Source organism: Chryseobacterium sp. CP-77 (assembly GCF_036362765.1).
GTDB classification, from domain to species: Bacteria; Bacteroidota; Bacteroidia; order Flavobacteriales; family Weeksellaceae; genus Chryseobacterium; species Chryseobacterium cupriresistens.
Map to the genome: position 1 here is coordinate 2,258,650 of NZ_CP143637.1, position 18,017 is coordinate 2,276,666.

The following is an 18,017-nucleotide window of genomic DNA, read 5'->3' on the forward strand; positions in this document are numbered from 1 at the left end:
TTTATTGTTGACAAATTTAAGGGTTTTGAAAGTTTTGGAGTGTGAAATTTTATTTAATTTTGATTATTGTACAATTATCAACCAATCTTCTATGATTTTAGGCGTATACTGGTATTTCAAATTTCCGGAACAATTATATGACTTTCAATTTTTCAAATTTTCTCCTGGACTTGGAGGACATGCTGATACTCCTGCTGAACTGACTGCCAGAGTACAAGTGGAAAATACAGCTGATTTTGTCCATAAACTGCAAGAGCTAAAATCTGGCTATAAAAGGACATATTTACACCTGAATATCGATGAAAATCAAATGATCATCAATATTGGTGACCATATGCTTTTTGATTTCCATTTTCAGTTTGCATTAGAAATTGAAGAGTTATTAATCCGGGAAAATGCTGTATCAGTGGATTACAGTGTTCCTTTTACCATTCAATCTACCAAAAGTTTTCCTCCGGAAAAAGAAGAATTCAACAATATAGAACACCGCTTCATCCAGATGGTGGGTTCGGATTTCAGAAAAAGCAATGCAGAGAATTATGCAGCCAGAATTGATTGCAATCTGCCTTTGCAGTACAAGCAGGATCTTATTAATGATTTAGACCGTATATGCAGAGAAGAAAACATCCATGTATTTTACTATAATGATTTTGATTTTAAAGATCATTGTAACCTGATGCTCTTTTTCACCAATGGCAGACAGAAAAAAGATTCCCTGCAAAAGGTTGACATCAATTCATTTGGACGTAAAGTGAGGCAGCTTAGCCAGAAATATCCTCTTCATTTCGGTCATTTCGGAAGCTTTAAGGAATATCCTTTACACGGACCTCATCCAGTGTTGATGATAGATGAAGAATATATTGTAAACAAGACATAACCCTTTCAAATTCAAACTTATGATCAAATTCAAGTATGTTATTCTGTACGTGGAAGATGTAGAACTGTCCATGAATTTTTATAAAAACACCTTTGGTTCCGAAATAAAATTCATCACTCCTGAAAAAGATTATGGCGAACTGATGACCGGGGAAACAAGTCTTTCATTTGCTTCTGTGAGCCTGGCCAATTCCAATATTAAAAAGGGCTTTTTAACTGCAAAAAAAGAAGACAAACCTTTTGGAATAGAACTGGGATTTGCAACGGATGATGTGGAAGCCTTGGTAGAAAAGGCACTAAAAAACGGGGCTGTTCTCTACGAAGGTATCGCTGTAAAACCATGGGGACAAAAAACAGCTTATATCAAAGATCCCAGCAATTATCTGGTAGAAATCTGTACTGAAATGCAATAAAATGTAAAGGTGGAAATAAAAAAATTACAGCAGCTGTCCTCCAATCCCAGCTCAGGATGGGGACATAACGGATATACAACAGACATACGATATGTAGTTTCATCTATTGAATTCGGAGGTTCTTTTGAGTTTATTATAAAGGAAAAGTCTTTGCCTTATACCAAAATCTGGGAAACGACTTCCGAAGACCTTGAAGAATTGAATACCATCATTGAACAGGGAAATTCCTTTGGTGCTTTTGTCAATGAAGAGCTGGCAGGCTGGATCATCTGCGAACACAGAACGTGGAACAACAGTTTTTATATAGAAAACATTCTGGTTGACGAAAAACACAGACGGCAGGGAATCGGAATCATATTGATTAAAAACGCCATTAAAGAAGCTAGGAGATTAAATTGCAGGGTTATTGAACTGGAAACACAAAATACCAATTATCCTGCGATACAATTTTACAGAAGAATGGGATTTAATATTACCGGGCTCAACACAAGGTTGTATGAAAATACAGAGGAAATTGCGCTTTTCATGACTTTGGATATAGAGTAATTTTACCATATTCATTAAAACACTTGCTGGTGTGTTAATAATTTTATACATTAGTAATCAACAAATTAAAAATGATTACTATGAAAAATCTTAAAAAACTAAAGAGAAATCAGCTGGTGCTGATCAGCGGAGGTGACACTCCTTATGCCTTATGCGATATGGATGGCAACTGCCCACCAACGATAGGTTCCTACTATTGCAGCGATGGTACCTGTTACAGAGTTTCGGGCGGTGGCGGTAATCCCGGATGTAATGAACCGATGCGTCTGTGCCAGGAATGGGAAACAGGATGTGGGTGTGTCTATATGTAAAGTATACTTGTTAGATAAAAATTTGTTGAGGGCGGTTTTTCCGCTCTTTTTAGTTAAAAAAAATGCATATTTGCATTAGGACTAATATCAAAAAACTCATGTTACGACAAACTTATTTTATAGTTGCACTCACTACCTTTTCATTCATATATTCGCAGAAAAAGACATTTAAATGTGCAGAAGTTTATGATGCTGTCAAACTTATTGATAAGGAAAAATATGATGAGGGTATCGCTATCCTTAGAGAATGTGAAAAAAAAGATCCACAAGATTACACCTACCCGTATGAAATTGCACTTGCCTATATCCGAAAAGAAGACTATAAAAGTGCCATATCACTGTTAGAAAAAATCAAAGATTATCCCAATATAGATGACTATTATTTTGCCCTTCTCGGCAATGCATATGATTATGCCAATAATCCTGAACAAGCTATAAAGACGTATGATGAAGGCTTAAAAAAGTATCCGTCTTCCGGAAAACTTTATCTGGAGAGAGGGGTTGTTTTTGAACTTGAAAAAAAAATAGACCAGGCCATTGAAAGCTACCAAAACGGAATAAAGGCAGAACCGGCATATCCATCAAACTATTACAGAGCAGCCAAATTATTTTTAAATTCTAATAATATGCTATACGGTCTTGTTTATGGTGAAATATTCTTAAATCTGGAACGCACCACTTCCAGAAGCCAGGAAATGAGTCAACTTTTATATGACGGGTATAAAAAAGCAGTAAAATTCAAAGATAAAAGTACAACAGTTGATTTTTGCCAGGCCTTTATTACTATTAAAAAAGACAGTAAACCTACTGATCCTCTTCCTTTCTGTCTTCTTTACAGCGGATATTTTGCATTCGCTACTGTCGATAAAAAAGAAATCAATCTGGAAAACTTGTCAGATATCAGAAGAAAGGCATTGAGGGAATATCTGAAATACAAAAATAAGCCGTCAAATGTTTTATTAGACTATCAAAAAATATTGGATGATAACAATCTATTTAATGCTTATAATTATTACCTATTTCAGATAGGAGATCAAGAAGCGTTTAATAGCTGGCTCATTAATAATAAAGCAGAATATGAAAAATTTGTGGATTGGTACACCAATGATGCCAATATTCTTAAAATTAATGAAAAAAACCTGTACATTTCTGATCCTTTACCTAAATAATCTGATGCTTTTCTTTCGAAGAATTTAAGCGAACTTCATTATTTTCGTAAAAACAGGATCAATTAATATATTGCAAAACGCTCCGAAGTTTATCATTTTCTAATTATTGTGCCATCTCTCACTCGGCTGGCTTCATTTCCGGGAGCACAAGGAGAAAATCAAACCCGTTAAAACGAATGAAATCACATTACCCACCAAACAATATTTGATGAAAACATTAATCTGGAAAGGAATATTTTACCAATCTCTTGAATATTTTAATTTACAATCTGATGATAAAAACTATACGGTAGAATCAAAGATCATCGGTTGTCTTGAAGATAAAATATATAGTATAGAATATAAAATTCACATTGATAAAGACTGGCTCGTTCAAGACTTTCTGATCGAATCGGAGATCAATAAGGTAAAAAGAACACTTACCGGGAAAAAAATCCAGGATCAATGGGAAATTAATGGTGTTGTAAATCCTGAATTTGATCATTTCGATTTCATAGACATTTCGCTTACTCCGTTCACCAACACTCTACCAATCAACAATTTAAAACTTTCCGAGAGGGATTCTCAAAAAATTGATGTTCTGTACATTGACGTGTTAAAACATGAGATCAGACCTGTTCAACAACAATATACCCGGACAGCTGTTAATAAATACCTGTATGAAAATATTGTTACCGATTTTAAAGCTGAAATTTCGGTAGACGAAAGTGGATTAGTCACCAGCTACCCTGAATTGTTTGAAAAGATTGCAGAATTCAGACTCTGAAACAAACAATAACAATTTAGTCAAGAATACTTAACAAAATACATTTTAAATCATGAAAATAAAACGACAAGTTTTGTCGTTGTGTGCAGATAATTTTGCTACAGAATAATATAAAAGCTAAATATAAATAAGGAAGTTAAATATTTAACAGTAGGTTTTACATTAAATCGCACTAATATAATTTTCCTACCTTAAAAAGTGTTAAATTCGCAAAGTTTTAAGAAACTAATTACTAACTCAAAAAAACATGGAATGAAAAAATTCTATCTCGGTGCATTCACTTTATGCACAGCCCTGGGCGTATCTGCCCAGGAAGTGGTATGGCAGAAAGATATCCAATCCTCTACCCAGGATTTTCTAAGCCAGGTCACAACAACCATTGATCAGCAATATTTGATCACAGGAAGTTCTATTCAAAGCAATAAGCAACAGGCTTCAGGCAGTAAGCAAAACAACGGTTACGATTTTCATTTGGTAAAACTAAACCAGCAGGGGCAGGAAGTTTGGGAAAAATATTTCTCAGGACAAAACCATGATTATCTGTCAGCCACTGTTACTACGCAGGATGGCGGATTTCTTTTAGCCGGAACCTCTTATTCAGGAAAAGGATTGGATAAAAAAGACGATTCGAAAGGAGGATCAGATATCTGGCTGATCAGAATCAATGAATTTGGTGATGAACTTTGGCAGAAAACATTAGGCAGTTCTTCTGATGAAGAAGCAAGAGCTGTTATACAGACAACAGATCTGGGATTTTTTGTTGCAGGAAATATACAGAATGCCTCAAAAGGATATGGTTCCAAAGATGTCTTCATTACCCGGCTGGATAAAGACGGAAAAGAACTCTCCCAATTAATTTTAGGAGGAAAAGGGTTAGACGAAGTAGAGAAGATGATTCCAACGAAAGACGGTGGAGCATTACTGGGAATGTATTCAAGGAGTTCCGAGGTCCGTGTTTCGGGATCTGACAAAGGTTCCGGGGTGCGAGATGCGGGTTCTGTATCAAACGCTCAAAGCCCGAACCCCGTAACCCGTACCTCGAAGCAAACAGAAAACTTTGGCGAAGGCGATTACTGGATTGTAAAGCTCGACAAAAACGGAAAAATAGAATGGGAAAAGAACTTCGGTGGAAAAGGCGATGATCATATCAGAACATTGGCATTAACTTCAAATGGTTTTATCATTGGCGGAGAATCCAGATCAGAAAGATCAGGAAATAAAACCGTCGGATTAGAGGAAGGAACAGACCTTTGGCTAATTTCTTTAAACGAAAGAGGAGATGAACAATGGCAGAAGTCTTACAATTTTAAAAACAGAGATATCCTGATGGGAATGAGTGTTCTTCATTCAGCAGATGACAAATCATCCAAAGGAATCTTATTAGGTGGCTATACTCAGGCAGAAGGAAGAATACAAACAGATGATGAAACCTTTTGGATACTCTATCTTGATCAGAATGGAAATGAACAATGGAGAAAACATATCAAAGGAGAATCGAAAAAGAAGGAAGAGAGACTTTCAGACTTAAAGTTGAATAGAGATGGGTCAATCATTCTGGCAGGAACCAGTGCAGAAGAACTGGGTAAAGAGAACTGGAAGATTGTCAAGCTGGGAGACAAGCAGGTTGATCAGTTAATTGAAAAATATGACATCAAGATCTATCCAAACCCTGTCTCTGATTATGCTTACGTAGAAATCGGTTTCGATTTCAAGGATGCAGATATTCTTTTGTATGATATGAGTGGAAGACAGCTTCAGAGTATTAAAACGAAGAATAGAGTGACTAAGATCAACACCCAGGCTTTGGTTCAAGGGGCTTATCTGGTGACGATCAAAACGGATACAAATAAAACTGCGAATGCCAAATTGATAAAAAAATAAAAACTAATTCATGAAGAAAAATACCATAGCTATAGTTATATTACTAGCTTCACTACACAATATAGTTCTTGCACAGTCTGGAATAGGAGGTGATCCTAAAAGTTATGTTGGAGATATAAACCAAATGTTTGCTTCCGCACCCACTTCTAACAATTTAATGAAATTTGAAGAAGTTCCTGTAAGTTATTATACAGGGATTCCTGATATTAATATTCCTTTAGTCAGCATTCCAACAATCAATCCTAAAGTTGTAATGGCTGTACAGCTAAAATACCACCCCTTAAATGCTAAACCAGAAGATAGAGCTAGTGAAACAGGATTAGGTTGGAGCATTATTGCAGGAGGAACAATTTCCCGAACAGTTAGGGGAGGAAACCCTGATGAGAAAAACAGAACCATCCCATTCTCTTCTCCTCCAAAAACAAAATATGGTATTTATAATGAAATTTATAATCCAACTTCAAAATTAATGAAGGATCAAATAATTGATCTTAATGATTATAGCTTTGAGGCAGCCATGGGAAAATATGATACGGAATACGATCTGTATCAATACAATTTTATGGGGCAGTCAGGAAGATTTTATATTATAAAAGATGATAATGGAAATTATAAACCTGAAAAATTGGACAAAAATAATTTACAGATCATCATTAATGATATTGCTCCGGCTGAAATTACCAGTTTTACTATTGTTGATGATAAAGGAATCAGATACACTTTTGAAGGGATGGAAAAATCTCAAAAATCTATTACTAGTGTAAAAATAGGTATTATAAGCGGCATAGGTAACCCTAACCCAAGTATGGATATTGCAAATTATTGGGCTGCATTTAATCTGATAAATATCAAAGATCAGAATAATACTACTCTTGCTACTTTTAATTATAATCTCAATTCTGTTGTTAAATTTGAAGAAACTCCGACTACAATTAAGCGACTTGCTGGAAATGTACAATATTCCAACACCAGTGGAAGCACTGAAATCTCTGATGGAAGTATGCCTGGAGCTTTTGAAACGCAGTATGTTTATAATACAACCAATACCAAGTTGTTAACAAGCATTGATATCTTAGGAAAAGGATCAATTTATTTAAATTATGAAAAGGGAAGGCTGGATTCAAATTATATGGAGCCTGCAGAACTTTATAAACTAAAATCTGTTCAGTCAAATTATATTGGGCAAAATACACAACAATACATAGATAAATATGTGTTGGATTATGGGTATTCAAATACAAATTTACAACCTGAAAATGGTACGATGAAAACGTTGCAGAAAATGATGCTGGCAAAAGTTACCAAGACATCTCCCAATGCACAAAATCAGGAATACAACTTAGATTATTATAGTAATTCAGGAATACTTCAAAAAGATAAATGGGGATATTATAAAGGAGATAGTGATGCGTACAGAACAGACGTTTTAAAATCTTTAACATATCCTACAAAAGGAAAAGCAGTATTTGATTTTGGAGAAAATATTTATAGCTATATCAATGGAACAGAACCTGTAACAGGGGAATGGATTGACACAGATAATACTTTTGTTTCCTATGATTTAAATACGTTTAGTTCATCAATAAAAGAAGAATTCTTCACCATTCAGACTCCACAAAAAGTCAAGCTTCATCTTGATCTTGGAAATCTGATTTATTCCAATTGGCATTTTTATATTTATAAAAAAAATGCAGACAATACCTACTCTGCTTCCCTTGCGGACTTTGGCTTAAGCTGGCAGTCTTGTATCAGTAACAGTGGCGCTCAGTGCATGAATCAGAACTTAGGACCAAACGGAGAACCTCTTACAGAATATGACTATGAAACAGTTACTTTACAACCGGGAACCTACTATTTATCATTAACAGGAAGTAAAGGTATTACTCAAGTACCTATCTCATATTATCTTACAGCTTATACGAAAGAGCACTATTTTAATAGCTTCCTGACTAAAAAAGGTGGAGGTATCAGAATTAATAATATTAAATATTTCGATACACTGACCTCTACAGAACCAGCTAAAGGACTTTTTTATGACTATAAAGACATTAATGATCCGCAAAAAAGCAGTGGTTCTCTTGTCTTCCCGGAGCCGATCACAAGCTTTGACGATAGTTACACCTATAGAAATAAGTTTTATAATCCTACAATTACCTATAGCGCTGATTTTAAAGTAACCACAGATTATAATATTCTACCGGTTCAGAAAACACAGGGTTCTGATGTGGGATATAAATATGTAACTGTTGAACAAAAAGATAAAGATGGCAATGGAAAAGGGAAGACAGTCCATACATTCAGATCTCCCATAGATTATCCAAATGATGGAATTTTATCTACGGTACCCCCTGTTATACCTATTCCTAATCTTGATTACTTAAGAGGACAACCAGTATCAGAAAAGGTTTACAATGCAGCAGGTCAGATTATTTCAGAAACAACAACGCAATATACTACAACTGAATTTGAAAAAAATGATGCAATTAAGCTTTATGACAATTATGAAAAGAATATGGTTTCCGAACTTTTTGGTTTCAGCAGTTATCAGGCGCTTTATAATCAATTACACATTGGAGTAATGCTCACTAACCCATATAAAGGTTTTGAAAAGTTTGGAATAACACTGCCTAATCAAAAAGAAGAAAAAACATATTTCTACAAAAACGGAGTTCAGAATTCTGTTGTTAAAACAACGAACACAACGTATAATCAGGAAGATTATCCTATAAGTGTAACTCAAAATGAGACGGGAGCAGATACTCATATCTCAAAATATAAGTATGCTAAAGAAAAAAACAATCAATATTTGACTGTTAAAAATATGATTGGTATTCCGCTGGAAACGGAAGCTCAAAAGAACGGTATAATGATTTCCAAGGTAGAGTCTATATATCCTGTCAATCAGGCTGAAGCAGACACAAAGACTTCTGGGTTGGCTGTGCCTTACCAGGTAAATTCTACTGATTTACAAAATGTTGTTTCTACTGAAGTGACCTATGATAAATATGATGAAAAAGGGAATTTACTCCAGTATACTACAAAAGAAGGAATTCCTGTTTGTATTGTTTGGGGATATAACCAAACCCAGCCAATAGCTAAGATAGAAGGAATTACTTACGCACGTTTATCAGGAATATCTCCCGGTATTTTAGAAATTGTTAATGCTTCCAATACAGATGCATCTGCAGGTTCTGGTAATGATGAAACAGCCTTCTTATCAGCATTGAATACCTTCAGAAGTAATACCGCATTATCCGGTTATCAGATCACGACCTATACTTATGACCCTTTAGTAGGAGTAAGAAGCATCACACCACCATCAGGAATTACCGAAAGCTATAGTTATGATTCGGCTAACCGACTTGAAAAAGTCATTGATGTGAATGGCAAAGTGCTGAAAGAAATGAAATACAACTATAAAAACTAAACTGATGAAAAAACTCATAATACCTATAGGAGCATTGCTCTTATCCAATATAAGCTATGCCCAGCTTTCAATCATTTCAAGCAATGAAAATTATATTCAGACCAAAACGTATCTGGATTATAACGGAACTTCCCCTACAAAATCCTCGGAAACAGTCCAGTATTTAGATGGATTGGGAAGGCCTAAGCAGATTGTCAACTTACAGGCTTCACCTCTGGGAAGAGATGTTGTCACTCATATCGAGTATGACCAGTTCGGAAGACAGGTAAAAGATTACCTGCCTGTTCCCCAGCTTTCTACCAGCAATGGAAACTATTATTCCGGCCCAATGGGAGTGTATCCCACCACTTATGGTAATGAAAAAATCTATTCAGAGAAGATTCTGGAGAATTCACCTTTAGACCGGGTCCTGGAACAGAGACCGGTGGGAAATGACTGGAACGGGAAATCGGTAAAGTTTGAATATTCTGCCAATATTGGAAATGATGTCTACAAATTTGTTCCTGCAACAGTGTGGGAAAACGGAGCGACTAAAACGACTTTAACGGTATCTGCGTATAGTGATGCCAATCAACTCTACAGGAATATGGTCACAGATGAAGACGGGAACAGGACCTATGAGTATAAAAACGGACAGGGGCAAACTATTTTGGTAAGGAAAATGATTTCAGATACGGAATATGCAGACACCTATTATGTATATAATGAATATGACCAGCTGGCATTTGTGATTCCTCCCAAGGCTGTTAATCAGAGTCTGACAGATGATCTGCTTAATGCCCTTTGCTACCAGTACCGCTATGACGGAAGAGGTCGTTTAGTAGAAAAGAAGCTTCCTGGTAAAGGCTGGGAATATATGGTGTATAATAAAGCTGACCGGCTTATTCTAACCCAGGATACCGAACTTAAAGGAAAAGGGCAGTGGCTTTTCACTAAATATGACCAGTTTGGAAGAGTCATCTATACGGGAATTACAAATAATACTGCCAGCAGGACAGCGATACAAAACAGTGCCAATGTCAATACTGTTTTATATGAAACCAGAACTGCTGCGGCCGGATTTACCTTAAATGGTATGACTGTATACTATACCAAACTTTCTACTCCTTCCAATGTTAGCCAGGTATTAACTGTTAATTATTATGATACCTATCCCCCAAGCTCTTCTCCGGTTACCAATGTATTTGCCCAGCCTCTTCTTACGGATAACCCAGCTAATGCCCAAACCACCAAGGGGATGCTTACCGCGTCCTATATCAAAAATATAGAAGATGATAAATGGACAAGGAATTTTATCTGGTATGATACCAAAGGAAGAAGCATTGGTTCCAGAAGCAACAACCATTTGGGTGGCTATACCGTAGTCAACAACAAGCTTGATTTCACCGGGGTTGTCCTTCAAACCAATACTTATCATAAGAGAACTGCTGCAGATCCTGAAAAGACCATTGTAGAAAAATTCACCTATGATTCCCAGAACAGGCTTCTGACCCACACCCACCAGATTGGCAGCAACCCTGTGGAATACCTTACCCAGAATAAATACAATGAAATTTCCCAGCTTGAATCCAAGAAAGTAGGGGGAACCGCTGCAGCATCCCCATTACAAACTGTAGATTATAAATACAATATCCATGGCTGGATGACCAAAATGAATGATCCTGCCAACCTGAACGGGAAGTTATTTGGATATGAGATAAAGTATACCAATCCTGTGTATACCAATACATCACCAGGAAGATTTAATGGAAATATCGCTGAGATTGATTGGAATATTTCCAGTGCAGAGGGATTGAAAAGATACAATTACCAGTATGATCCTTTAAACAGAATGTTAAAAGGAGTATATTCCGAGCCTAATTCTTCTGTAGCTCAGAATAATTATTTTAACGAAGAGCTGAGCTATGATCTCAATGGAAATATTAAAACCTTAAAAAGATTTTCAGTGCCTGTTTTCGGGGGAACTATCGCAGAGAAGATTGATGATCTGGTCTATAATTATCAGAATGGGGACAAAAGTAATACCCTGGACAAAATTACCCTTCCTCCCGGTGTCATTAATAACAGTTCAGGATATAATGCTTTGCAGGGAACCATCGGCTATAACCTTAATGGGAATATGACGGATCACCCTGATAAGAAAATGAAGATCAGTTACAATTATCTGAATCTTCCCAATAGTATTGCAGTTAATGCGGGGATAATGGATAGCTCTACTACCAGCTACATCTACAGGGCAGACGGCACGAAAGTCTCTAAAACATACAGTAATAACGGGTCCATAGAAACCAATTACCTTGATGGCTTTCAGTATGATAACAGGCATGCATATGATACCTCAGCATCTCTTTATACCGTTCCGGTATTGAAATTTGTACCTACCTCAGAAGGATATTATGATTTTACGGAAAATAAGTATATTTACAATTACACGGATCATTTAGGAAATGTAAGAGTGAGCTATAAGAATAATGGTACTGCACTTGAGGTTATTGATGTCAACAACTATTATCCTTTTGGATTAAAACACCAGGAGGGGCTTATTGTGCCTGCTCCTTTTGGAGGAGTTCCTTATAATTATAAGTACAATGGTAAAGAATTGCAGGAGACGGGAATGTATGATTATGGAGCTAGATTCTATATGCCGGATATGGGACGATGGGGGGTGCAAGATTTGTTAAGCGAATTTTATTACTCTCATTCCTCATATAATTACGTTGGTAATAATCCTATTATTAGAACTGACCCAACAGGAGCAGATTGGTACACAGATAAAGATGGTAATTATCAATATAATTCTAATCTTACTAAAGATAATGCAAGTCAATTCTTTAAAGATAATAAGATTGAAGGTGCAAAATATTTTGCAGCAAGTGGGACAGCTATTTCTGGGTATAATTTAGGAAAAGAAAACCAAGAAATAACCTCTAGTTACAACCTTAATGGTAATGGTACAGTTACAGATAATTTTACAGGGAAGAATATTGATTCTGGCTCTACCCAAGAATTGGGTAATTCTGGAATTTCAGTAACTTCAGATGACGACCGACCTAATATAGGAACATATAAAAATGGAGAAACCTTTTCTTCAAAAGATGGAAATACATATGAGGTTGTAAACAATGAATGGGCAAAACAAAGTGGTATTCTTGCTCCTATGAATGCATATAGAATAACTCCTGGTCTAGCTCCTTCATTTGACCAAAATTATGTAGATACAGGGGTGATGTCTACTGCAGGAAAACAACATATGAATAAAATCATAGTTGAGCCAATAAAAGATTACATTATTGGTGGAGTTATAGCTAGAAAATTTGAACTTGAAAGTGCTCAAATAATTACATTAACTTTTATCTATAATAATTTTAGATATGTTTATGATCAAATTAATGAAAATCAACAACACGATGAAGAAGCCTCAAAACCAAATAAAAAATAGTTTTTTTAAAAGGATTTTTATTCTTGTTGTCATTGTTTCTTTATTTGCAGGGTCTCAAATTGTATTTAATCTGATAAAATATCCGGATAACTTATTTTATCATTTTTATTCTCAAATATTATTAGGATTTATTATATGGTTATTTTTATTACTTTCAAAAAAAATTTAATTTGAAGATAAAAGCTATGAAATGCAAAATAAAAACTAATTATGAATAGTAGAATTGTTATTAGAGCAATCATATATTTATTGAAATTTTGTGGAATTATTATAGTGATTGATATTATATATAATACTATTACTTCTCATCAATTAAAATCAGTTAATATAATATTTGATGTTATTTTTGGTTTTTTATTTTGGATATTATTCATTTTTTCTGGTAAACTTCAAAAATAATATTTTGAAATCCTAGGTAGCATAATAATCTTCTTATACACATGCATACTATAAAGCCACTGCATTAAACTGCAGTGGTTTTTATTTTGGATTGAGAAATCAGTAGTATAGCAAGTTTCACAACTTTGTACAGCTCTAGAATATTAAACCTGGGATATTTTCTCTCCCAGACAAGTGATGCGCTGTCAGGAATGAAAAAAAAGCTACTGCTCTTAGAGAATTTTAGTTCAATAGAAAAAATAAGTACCTTCGTTAGCCCCCGATTTTCTCATCCAAAGATCTGTATATTTATCTTTAAAAATATCCTGTATCCATGACAAAAATTCCTATTCTGGATTACCTTACCAAAGTAGTCAACAGTGAAAATGTAGATGAATTTACAAACTATCAGATCTATCCTACCGCGATTTCAAAAACACTTAGATTTCAAATAACTGATGTTGCCTCCGGAGAAGCCAAAGTCTCCATTAATACGGATCATGAAATACATGGAAATCAACAGGGAACCATCCATGGAGGACTGCTTTGTGAACTGGCAGATGCGGCCATCGGAACAGCCCACTCTCCCCTGATGAATGAAGGAGAAAGCTTCACCAGTATAGAACTTAAGATTAATTTTTTCCGTCCAACCTGGAAAGATAAGTTTACGGCTCATGCAAGACCGATACAATCCGGTAAAACCATCACTGTCTATCACTGCGAAATAACCAACACTGAAGGGAAACTGGCAGCAGCAGTGACCAGCACTGTTATGACCTTAAAAGGAGACAAGGCAAAAGGAGATAGTTTGGTATTTTAGTAATAAATACCCCCTTATAATTGTTATAATGGTATGAAAACAATTGCTATCCTACTCTTTTTTCTCACTTCCCTGACTGTCGTTTCCGCTCAGAATAAACCATCAGCAGGGTTCTTTGAAACCTCAGATCACGTAAAGATCAAATATAAAGTCTCCGGAAAAGGAGAAGCTTGTATTTATATTCCAGGTGGCCCCGGACAGGGATATCCATCTTTTGAGCTGATGGGCGGAAATAATCTGGAAAAAAACTTACAGATGATCTATATGGACCAGCGAGGTTCCGGTGAATCCGGCACATCGGAAAATTATCATCTCGATAAAATGATTCAGGATATTGAAGAACTGAGACAGCATCTCAAACTGAAAAAAGTATTTTTACTGGCTCATTCTTTTGGTGGAATCATTGCTGTCGGTTATGCAAAAAAATATCCAGAGTATACTAAAGGCCTCATTCTTGCGAATGTTACCCTTCATTTTCTGAATGATGAATCTGTCAAAGAGCAGATTGAATACGGAAACAGCCTTTTACAGATAAAAAACAGAGTGATTCCTAAAGACAGTCTTTCTTCAGAGCTTTCAAAAGTCAGCAGCGCTTTAAGAAAGAAAAGAATCGGATATAAATTCCTGACCGAAGATATTGAAACCATAAAAGAGTCGGATAAAATAGATTCTCTTCATCCCCGCATCATCGACTTTGGAATGGCAGTGATCTCAAAACCCAAAGAATTTCCTGAATATTATGCCGATTATGCACCCATCACCAGGAACATTCGTGTTCCGGTACTTATCATTACCGGAAAAAATGATAAGGCAGTCGGAACTCAGCATTATAAAACCTTCCAGTTTCCCAATCAAAAAGTAGTTCTTATTGATGGCGGACATCTTTTGTACTACGAGAAAAATAAAGAATTTGTGAAGTATGTTACTCATTTCGTAAAAACAATGAAGTAATAGCAGCTGTTTATTTTTATAATCAGTTTTCGGCGCGGCCTCCTGCCGCGCCGAAAACTTTCCCTACGCTGGCGCGAGCGTCTCGCTCGTGTCCCCACAATAATCTATTTTTAAAAATTTAATTCCTAAAAATAATAATGTGAGTTTTTATTACTTTTAGATTATGAGCAGAAAACACAAATTTCATGAAAAAGAAGGAGCATATTTTATAAGCTTTGCTACGGTATTTTGGATTGATATTTTTACAAGAATTGAATATTTCGATATCATTATTGAAGCATTAAATTATTGTAGAAAGAATAAAGGAATGATTATTTTCGGATATTGTATCATGCCCAGTCATATACATTTAATTTTCAGATCAGAAAAAGGTCAACCTTCAGAATTAATAAGAGATTTTAAGGGTTTTACTGCTAAAAAGTTGCTTAAGGCCATAGAAGAAAATAATCAGGAAAGCAGAAAAGAATGGTTATTGTGGATGTTCAAAAAAGCAGGAAGCCAAAATTCCAATATAAAAAAATATCAGTTTTGGCAGCAGAATAATAATCCAATAGAAATATGGACGTTGAAAGTATTTGAGCAAAAACTTAATTATGTTCATCAAAACCCTGTGAAGGCGGGCTTTGTCATGGAGCCTTGGGAATGGAAACACAGTAGTGCCAGGAATTATTGTGATGATTATGATGAGATTCTTGAAATAGATGTTAATTTATGATTGTGGACACGAGCGGGACGCTCGCGCCAGCAGAGGAAGTGATACTTAGTATGGTTTCCCGTAATTAGTAATGACATTGTTTTTTTAGTTTTGAAGTATTATAAAATGAATAATTATGAACTTAAAACCCTTAGTATTTTTAACTGTTTTTACACTAATTTCCTTAAGCTGTAACAATAGCAAAAAGGAATTAAATTCAAATCCAATATCAGAACCCATTGATAGTATTGCGATAAAACCAGTAGGAAAAGAAGACCAAATAACAGAAAGTTCTAAATCCACAAAAACAAATTATGAAAATAAAAAAGTAAAAAAAATTGATAGTAAAAAAGAAGAAAGAACTGATGGTAATTTCAACCAAATGACTCTTTTTGAAGTCAACAAAGATATTAGTTTAAGCCAATTAAAAGACTACTGTTCTAGTGTAAAACCTAATTATACTAATGGGTATTTTCAAATTTTAGTTTTTTTCAAAAATGCTGATGCAGCAAGATTTCCTGATAACCCTGTTACAGGAAGTTATACAGAAGAAAGAGATTTAAAGAGTATAAAAGCCATTTACACTATTAATAATATAAATGGATATAGTAAACTAGACTATTATGAGAAAAATAATTGGGAAAGTATTGCTCAAACAACCGACATAGATTGAAGAGCAATAAATAAAAAACCGCGCCAAAGGACGCGGTTTTCTTATATAAAATCCAGTAAATTAGAATTTAAGATCTCCATTCACTTCTCTTACCGCGTTGGCAGCTTCAGCGAATTTCAATTGCTCTTCAGCAGTTAAAGTTACATTTACGATTGATTCTACTCCGTTAGCTCCAATGATAGCCGGAACTCCTAAGCAGATATCGTTTTGCCCGTATTCTCCTTCAAGCATTAAAGAACAAGGAATCATTTTCTTCTGGTCACATGCAATAGCCTGAACCATTACAGAAACAGCAGCACCTGGAGCATACCAAGCTGAAGTTCCTAATAATTTTGTAAGCGTAGCTCCTCCTACTTTAGTTTCTTCGATCACATATTTTTGTTGTTCATCACTTAAGAACTCAGTTACAGGAACCCCGTTTCTTGTTGCTTTGCTCAATAATGGAAGCATACCAGTATCACTGTGAGCAGCGATTACCATTCCGTCAACATCAGAAATTGGAGCTTCTAAAGCTTCAGCCAATCTGTATTTGAATCTTGCAGAGTCTAATGCACCACCCATTCCGATGATTTTGTGCTTAGGAAGCCCTGAAGTTTTGTGAACAAGGTAAGCCATAGTATCCATTGGGTTGGAAACCACGATGATGATTACTTCCGGAGAGTGTTTTACTAAGTTTTCAGTAACTTCTTTCACGATACCAGCATTGATACCGATCAATTCTTCTCTTGTCATTCCAGGCTTTCTGGGAATTCCTGAAGTGATTACTGCTACATGAGAACCTGCAGTTTTGCTGTAATCTCCTGTTGTACCCGTAATTTTTGTATCAAATCCGTTAAGAGATGCTGTCTGCATCAAATCCATTGCTTTCCCTTCAGCAAACCCCTCTTTAATGTCTACCAAAACTACTTCTGAACAGAAGTTCTTCATTGCGATGTATTCTGCACAGCTTGCTCCTACAGCGCCTGCACCTACTACAGTTACTTTCATATTGTTACTTTTTAAATTATTTTTTTGTTAGTTAAGTTAAATTTGAAACTCCCCAAATTTAACAATTCCTGAAAAATTGCGCAATTTTTCAGGAATTTAATTAGAATTAAAATAATTAGTTGACATTCAGTAAAAACGAATACAGTTTTTTTGCGCCGGAAAGCACCTCATTGTAGCTTTCTTCCGCCACCTCAGTATCCAGAACTTCTTTAAAGTTTTTCCACATCGGACCTGTATTTTCCTGATAACATCCGAAAAAATTGAAAGTAACGTCATCAAAACCCTCCGTTTTAGAAAGCTGTTTAGCAATAACATTCCCTCCTAATGTAGACCCTTCAATCACATACATCGCTCCAAGCGCTTCATGTTCATTATCGAAATCCAGGGGATGAGAAACTTCCTGATTTTTCAGGGAAAGGCTTTTCAGATCTTTTTCAATAAGGGAAAGCTTCTTTCTTTTCCCAAGCTGAAGTTTTTCTGCATACTTGTCAGACAGGCTGCTGAATATTTTATCTTCGCTGTGAAGAAGCATCAGGTAATTGGTATGAATGATTTTTTTATAATCCTCTAAAGTGAAGGTTTTGTTGAAAATCTTCTCAGAATTAAAAAGTTTTTCTGCTGCATCGTGATACTCTGCTGTATTCTGTTTAAGATATTCTGATACCATAAATAACGTTTTAAAAGTT

At 35.4% G+C, this 18,017-nt stretch carries 15 protein-coding genes; 13 read left to right on the top strand and 2 right to left on the bottom strand.

Annotation, left to right across the window (positions count from 1 at the left end):
* Positions 1–91 precede the first annotated feature (91 nt).
* From V0410_RS09990 to V0410_RS10050, 13 genes are all read left to right on the top strand, one after another.
* Positions 92–877, top strand: coding sequence for a hypothetical protein (locus V0410_RS09990; RefSeq protein ID WP_330747356.1), 786 nt, complete (start codon positions 92–94; stop codon positions 875–877).
* A gap of 19 nt (positions 878–896) precedes the next feature.
* Positions 897–1,289, top strand: coding sequence for a VOC family protein (locus V0410_RS09995; RefSeq protein ID WP_330747357.1), 393 nt, complete (start codon positions 897–899; stop codon positions 1,287–1,289).
* A 9-nt stretch (positions 1,290–1,298) separates the two neighbouring features.
* Entirely contained in the window at positions 1,299–1,835 is a 537-nt protein-coding gene (locus tag V0410_RS10000) for a GNAT family N-acetyltransferase (protein ID WP_330747358.1), read from the top strand.
* A gap of 80 nt (positions 1,836–1,915) precedes the next feature.
* Positions 1,916–2,146 carry a hypothetical protein gene (locus tag V0410_RS10005; RefSeq protein ID WP_330747359.1) on the top strand — a complete coding sequence of 77 codons (231 nt, stop codon included), beginning with the start codon at positions 1,916–1,918 and terminating at the stop codon, positions 2,144–2,146.
* 98 nt (positions 2,147–2,244) lie between these two features.
* Entirely contained in the window at positions 2,245–3,315 is a 1,071-nt protein-coding gene (locus V0410_RS10010; RefSeq protein WP_330747360.1) for a tetratricopeptide repeat protein, read from the top strand.
* A 208-nt stretch (positions 3,316–3,523) separates the two neighbouring features.
* Positions 3,524–4,081 (top strand): putative glycolipid-binding domain-containing protein, encoded by a 558-nt coding sequence (locus tag V0410_RS10015; protein WP_330747361.1) that lies wholly within the window; start codon positions 3,524–3,526, stop codon positions 4,079–4,081.
* Between the two features lie 252 nt (positions 4,082–4,333).
* Positions 4,334–5,962 (top strand): T9SS type A sorting domain-containing protein, encoded by a 1,629-nt coding sequence (locus V0410_RS10020; RefSeq protein ID WP_330747362.1) that lies wholly within the window; start codon positions 4,334–4,336, stop codon positions 5,960–5,962.
* 10 nt (positions 5,963–5,972) lie between these two features.
* Complete coding sequence (locus V0410_RS10025; RefSeq protein WP_330747363.1) at positions 5,973–9,389, top strand: hypothetical protein; 3,417 nt, start codon at positions 5,973–5,975, stop codon at positions 9,387–9,389.
* Between the two features lie 4 nt (positions 9,390–9,393).
* Positions 9,394–12,828 carry a DUF6443 domain-containing protein gene (locus V0410_RS10030; RefSeq protein ID WP_330747365.1) on the top strand — a complete coding sequence of 1,145 codons (3,435 nt, stop codon included), beginning with the start codon at positions 9,394–9,396 and terminating at the stop codon, positions 12,826–12,828.
* 712 nt (positions 12,829–13,540) lie between these two features.
* On the top strand, positions 13,541–14,026 hold the full coding sequence (locus V0410_RS10035; protein WP_330747366.1) for a PaaI family thioesterase: 486 nt from the start codon (positions 13,541–13,543) through the stop codon (positions 14,024–14,026).
* A 33-nt stretch (positions 14,027–14,059) separates the two neighbouring features.
* Entirely contained in the window at positions 14,060–14,977 is a 918-nt protein-coding gene (locus V0410_RS10040; RefSeq protein WP_330747367.1) for an alpha/beta fold hydrolase, read from the top strand.
* 163 nt (positions 14,978–15,140) lie between these two features.
* The gene (locus V0410_RS10045) at positions 15,141–15,692 is read left to right on the top strand and encodes an REP-associated tyrosine transposase (RefSeq protein WP_330747368.1); all 552 of its coding nucleotides are present in this window, start codon (positions 15,141–15,143) and stop codon (positions 15,690–15,692) included.
* Positions 15,693–15,807: 115 nt separating this feature from the next.
* Positions 15,808–16,344 (top strand): hypothetical protein, encoded by a 537-nt coding sequence (locus V0410_RS10050; protein WP_330747369.1) that lies wholly within the window; start codon positions 15,808–15,810, stop codon positions 16,342–16,344.
* A 60-nt stretch (positions 16,345–16,404) separates the two neighbouring features.
* On the opposite strand, the gene V0410_RS10055 is transcribed toward V0410_RS10050, so the two are convergent.
* The gene (locus tag V0410_RS10055; protein WP_034699354.1) at positions 16,405–17,331 is read right to left on the bottom strand and encodes a malate dehydrogenase; all 927 of its coding nucleotides are present in this window, start codon (positions 17,329–17,331) and stop codon (positions 16,405–16,407) included.
* A 115-nt stretch (positions 17,332–17,446) separates the two neighbouring features.
* Positions 17,447–17,998, bottom strand: coding sequence for a biliverdin-producing heme oxygenase (locus V0410_RS10060; RefSeq protein WP_330747370.1), 552 nt, complete (start codon positions 17,996–17,998; stop codon positions 17,447–17,449).
* Positions 17,999–18,017: the final 19 nt, after the last annotated feature.